Origin of the sequence: Methylophilus sp. Leaf408 (assembly GCF_916856905.1) — a bacterium.
GTDB lineage: Bacteria > Pseudomonadota > Gammaproteobacteria > Burkholderiales > Methylophilaceae > Methylophilus.
In genome coordinates this window covers 1-5739 of record NZ_CAKASK010000004.1, presented here as the reverse complement: position 1 = coordinate 5739, position 5739 = coordinate 1, and the positions used below count along the sequence as shown (strand labels likewise).

General features: G+C 48.6%; 2 tRNA genes and 3 rRNA genes. All 5 read right to left on the bottom strand.

What is annotated here, in order from left to right:
• Positions 1-8: 8 nt before the first annotated feature.
• Positions 9-122 (bottom strand): 5S ribosomal RNA (rrf, locus tag LPA26_RS14275).
• Between the two features lie 270 nt (positions 123-392).
• Positions 393-3281: ribosomal RNA gene (locus LPA26_RS14270) — 23S ribosomal RNA — on the bottom strand.
• Positions 3282-3681: 400 nt separating this feature from the next.
• Positions 3682-3757 (bottom strand) — tRNA-Ala (locus LPA26_RS14265).
• Positions 3758-3767: 10 nt separating this feature from the next.
• A tRNA-Ile gene (locus LPA26_RS14260) sits at positions 3768-3844 on the bottom strand.
• 86 nt (positions 3845-3930) lie between these two features.
• Positions 3931-5469, bottom strand: a 16S ribosomal RNA gene (locus LPA26_RS14255).
• Together the 16S, 23S and 5S rRNA genes with 2 tRNA genes alongside form the textbook arrangement of a ribosomal RNA operon.
• Positions 5470-5739: the final 270 nt, after the last annotated feature.

Here is a 5739-nt window from a genome sequence, read left to right as displayed (position 1 = left end):
TGTAAGGAGCTTGGGGATGACCTACTTTCGCATACGAAGAGTACACTATCATTGGCGCAAGTTCGTTTCACGGCCCTGTTCGAGATGGGAAGGGGTGGTTCCAAACCGCTATTGTCCCCAAACATAACTGGTAATGTTATGCCTGACATATCCTTGGGATATGTGACATGCACAGTGCTGAGTTGTAGCTCAGCCTGCTTTAACAAATTGGAAGAAGTAAAGGATGCAAGCGTTCGCTTGGTTTTCAATGGGATTAGGGTATGAAACAACTTGTGTTTCTTATTTCTAGATGATTGCCAAATCATATTGCTTTGAACTACACCTTATGGATTTTCATCCATTAGATTTTTGTATCGTTTTCACGTTACATCATGTCTAAGTTTTAAGGTTATAGGATCAAGCCTCACGAGCAATTAGTATCAGTTAGCTTAATGCATTACTGCACTTCCACACCTGACCTATCAACGTCCTGGTCTTGAACGACTCTTTAGCTGGCTTAAAGCCAGAGGCAAGTCTCATCTCGAGGCGAGTTTCACGCTTAGATGCTTTCAGCGTTTATCTCTTCCGCACTTAGCTACCCAGCTATACCATTGGCATGATAACTGGTCCACCAGAGGTGCGTCCACTCCGGTCCTCTCGTACTAGGAGCAGGTCCCCTCAAACTTGCAGCGCCCACGGCAGATAGGGACCAAACTGTCTCACGACGTTTTAAACCCAGCTCACGTACCACTTTAAATGGCGAACAGCCATACCCTTGGGACCGGCTACAGCCCCAGGATGTGATGAGCCGACATCGAGGTGCCAAACTCCCCCGTCGATATGAACTCTTGGGAGGAATCAGCCTGTTATCCCCAGAGTACCTTTTATCCGTTGAGCGATGGCCCTTCCATACAGAACCACCGGATCACTATGACCTGCTTTCGCACCTGCTCGACCTGTCCGTCTCGCAGTCAAGCAACCTTTTGCCATTGCACTATCAGTACGATTTCCGACCGTACCTAGGTTACCTTCGCACTCCTCCGTTACTCTTTGGGAGGAGACCGCCCCAGTCAAACTGCCTACCATACACGGTCCCCAGTCCGGATTACGGACCTAGGTTAGAACCTCAACAACATCAGGGTGGTATTTCAAGGTTGACTCCACGATATCTAGCGACACCGCTTCATAGTCTCCCACCTATCCTACACAAATCTTGTCAAAGTCCAATGTAAAGCTGCAGTAAAGGTTCATGGGGTCTTTCCGTCTAGCCGCGGGGAGATTGCATCTTCACAAACATTTCAACTTCGCTGAGTCCCGAGAGGAGACAGTGTGGCCATCGTTACGCCATTCGTGCGGGTCGGAACTTACCCGACAAGGAATTTCGCTACCTTAGGACCGTTATAGTTACGGCCGCCGTTTACTGGGACTTCAATCAAGAGCTTGCACCCCATCATTTAATCTTCCAGCACCGGGCAGGCGTCACACCCTATACGTCCACTTTCGTGTTTGCAGAGTGCTGTGTTTTTATTAAACAGTCGCAGCCACCTTTTCACTGCAACCCCATCACGCTTCGAGAGCAAGTCTCTACACGTTACCGGGGCGCACCTTCTCCCGAAGTTACGGTGCTAATTTGCCGAGTTCCTTCTCCCGGGTTCTCTCAAGCGCCTTAGAATTCTCATCCTGCCCACCTGTGTCGGTTTGCGGTACGGTCTTATACAACTGAAGCTTAGTGGCTTTTCTTGGAAGCATGGTATCAATCACTTCACGTACAAGTACGCTCGTTATCACGTCTCAGTCTTAGCTCTCCGGATTTGCCTAAAGAACCAACCTACACGCTTGAACCGGGACATCCAACACCCGGCTGACCTAACCTTCTCCGTCCCCACATCGCATTGTATAGAGGTACAGGAATATTAACCTGTTTCCCATCAGCTACGCATCTCTGCCTCACCTTAGGGGCCGACTCACCCTGCGCCGATGAACGTTGCGCAGGAAACCTTGGGCTTTCGGCGAGGGAGCTTTTCACTCCCTTTATCGCTACTCATGTCAGCATTCGCACTTCTGATACCTCCAGCATTCCTCACAGAACACCTTCGCAGGCCTACAGAACGCTCTCCTACCATGCACCTAATAAATTAGGGCATCCGAAGCTTCGGTTACGTGCTTAGCCCCGTTACATCTTCCGCGCAGGACGACTCGACCAGTGAGCTATTACGCTTTCTTTAAATGATGGCTGCTTCTAAGCCAACATCCTGGCTGTCTATGCCTTCCCACTTCGTTTTCCACTTAGCACGTCATTTGGGACCTTAGCTGTCGGTCTGGGTTGTTTCCCTCTTGACCACGGACGTTAGCACCCATGGTCTGTCTCCCGTAATTGCATTTCTCAGTATTCGGAGTTTGCAATGGTTTGGTAAGTTCTTATGAACCCCCTAGCCATAACAGTGCTCTACCCCCGAGAATGATATACGAGGCACTACCTAAATAGTTTTCGGAGAGAACCAGCTATCTCCAAGTTTGTTTAGCCTTTCACCCCTATCCACAGCTCATCCCCAAATTTTTCAACATTTGTGGGTTCGGACCTCCAGTACCTGTTACGGCACCTTCATCCTGGCCATGGATAGATCACTTGGTTTCGGGTCTACACCCAGCGACTAAAACGCCCTATTCGGACTCGATTTCTCTACGCCTCCCCTATCGGTTAAGCTTGCCACTGAATGTAAGTCGCTGACCCATTATACAAAAGGTACGCAGTCACGGAACAAGTCCGCTCCCACTGTTTGTATGCATACGGTTTCAGGATCTATTTCACTCCCCTCCCGGGGTTCTTTTCGCCTTTCCCTCACGGTACTTGTTCACTATCGGTCGATTACGAGTATTTAGCCTTGGAGGATGGTCCCCCCATGTTCAGACAAGGTTTCTCGTGCCCCGCCCTACTTTTCGTTACCCTAGTTCCACAGACGGGATTTCGTATACGGGACTATCACCCACTACGGTCGGACTTTCCATTCCGTTCTACTATCGCATCTGCTAAAAATAACAGGCTATTCCATGTTCGCTCGCCACTACTTACGGAATCTCGGTTGATTTCTTTTCCTCGAGCTACTTAGATGTTTCAGTTCACTCGGTTCGCCACCATCTCCCTATATATTCAGGAGCGGTTACCCTTGCGGGTGGGTTTCCCCATTCGGACATCTCCGGATCAAAGCTTATTTGCCAGCTCCCCGAAGCTTTTCGCAGGCTATCACGTCCTTCATCGCCTGTAATCGCCAAGGCATCCACCATATGCACTTATTCACTTGACCCTATAACGTTAAAACCTAAACCCTTTTTAAATCCAGGTTTCGTCGTGCATGAGACACGCGTTACAGGTAATTCTAAAGCACTATCAAACCTCGTTAGATTCGCTTCAACTTTTGATTTCTCATCAGCCAAAGCTTCTCAACTTGCGTTTAATATATTTATGATTTTGCAATCAATCGATATTATTTCCGGTTAAAAAATAATATCGCCCATTGAATATAAGTTGTCATCACACAACCTATATTCCTTTACTTCTTCCATTTTGTTAAAGAGCAGTCTTAGTCATTAAACTAATCGTTTAAAAACCAGAAGCAAACATTATTTGATCGTTACCAATCAAGTAACATTTGCTTCTAATCTCTAAACCGCAACAAAGAACCACGTATCCAAACCATCAATAGGTGGTGGAGGATAACGGGATCGAACCGTTGACCCCCTGCTTGCAAAGCAGGTGCTCTCCCAGCTGAGCTAATCCCCCAATATCAGAGTGGTGGGTCTGGTTGGGCTCGAACCAACGACCCCCGCCTTATCAAGACGGTGCTCTAACCAGCTGAGCTACAGACCCTAAGGCGGTTTGCCTAAATCTTTGTTGCTGCTTATTTTCAGATGACTGATAAGAGTGAATGCTTGAAGCCGAGTGATCTTCTCTAGAAAGGAGGTGATCCAGCCGCACCTTCCGATACGGCTACCTTGTTACGACTTCACCCCAGTCATGAATACTACCGTGGTAAGCGTCCCCCTTGCGGTTAGACTACCTACTTCTGGTAAAACCCACTCCCATGGTGTGACGGGCGGTGTGTACAAGGCCCGGGAACGTATTCACCGCGACATGCTGATCCGCGATTACTAGCGATTCCGACTTCATGCTCTCGAGTTGCAGAGAACAATCCGGACTACGATCGGCTTTCTGAGATTAGCTCCCCCTCGCGGGTTGGCAACTCTCTGTACCGACCATTGTATTACGTGTGAAGCCCTGGCCATAAGGGCCATGAGGACTTGACGTCATCCCCACCTTCCTCCGGTTTGTCACCGGCAGTCCCATTAAAGTGCCCAACTAAATGATGGCAATTAATGGCAAGGGTTGCGCTCGTTGCGGGACTTAACCCAACATCTCACGACACGAGCTGACGACAGCCATGCAGCACCTGTGTCCACTTTCCCTTACGGGCACCTAATGCATCTCTGCTTCGTTAGTGGCATGTCAAGGCCAGGTAAGGTTTTTCGCGTTGCATCGAATTAATCCACATAATCCACCGCTTGTGCGGGCCCCCGTCAATTCCTTTGAGTTTTAATCTTGCGACCGTACTCCCCAGGCGGTCTACTTCACGCGTTAGCTGCGTTACTCATGGATTTTACTCCACCAACAACTAGTAGACATCGTTTAGGGCGTGGACTACCAGGGTATCTAATCCTGTTTGCTCCCCACGCTTTCGTGCATGAGCGTCAATATTATCCCAGGGGGCTGCCTTCGCCATTGGTATTCCTCCACATCTCTACGCATTTCACTGCTACACGTGGAATTCTACCCCCCTCTGACATATTCTAGTCTGGCAGTTTCAAACGCAGTTCCCAAGTTGAGCTCGGGGATTTCACATCTGACTTGCCAAACCGCCTGCGCACGCTTTACGCCCAGTAATTCCGATTAACGCTCGCACCCTACGTATTACCGCGGCTGCTGGCACGTAGTTAGCCGGTGCTTCTTATCAAGGTACCGTCAGCCTCACTCTTTATTAGAAAGTAAGTTTTCTTCCCTTGCGAAAGAGCTTTACAACCCGAAGGCCTTCTTCACTCACGCGGAATGGCTGGATCAGGCTTGCGCCCATTGTCCAAAATTCCCCACTGCTGCCTCCCGTAGGAGTCTGGACCGTGTCTCAGTTCCAGTGTGGCTGGTCGTCCTCTCAGACCAGCTACTGATCGAAGCCTTGGTAGGCCATTACCCCACCAACTAGCTAATCAGATATCGGCCGCTCTTATAACGTAAGGTCCGAAGATCCCCTACTTTCCCCCTCAGGGCGTATGCGGTATTAGCTAATCTTTCGACTAGTTATCCCCCATTACAAGGCACGTTCCGATATATTACTCACCCGTTCGCCACTAATCCCCCTAGCAAGCTAGGGTTCATCGTTCGACTTGCATGTGTAAAGCATTCCGCCAGCGTTCAATCTGAGCCAGGATCAAACTCTTCAGTTTAATTCCTAACTATTACTTTATACCTCTTTCGAGGCGGTATTCGTTTCGCTTAATTTCTCAAATTCATTTCAAGGTATGTGTGTAAAAAACACTGTACATACTTGTCATAAATCTAAGTGTAAAGCATTTGTATTTTCTGAGGCTTCTACGCATTAAATGCGCTTCACCCAACTACAAACACCCACACTTATCAGTCATCCTAATTTTTAAAGAACAGGGCCACCAGGGCCTTCAACATCAACGCTTTGCGTTAACGAGGTGCGCATTATA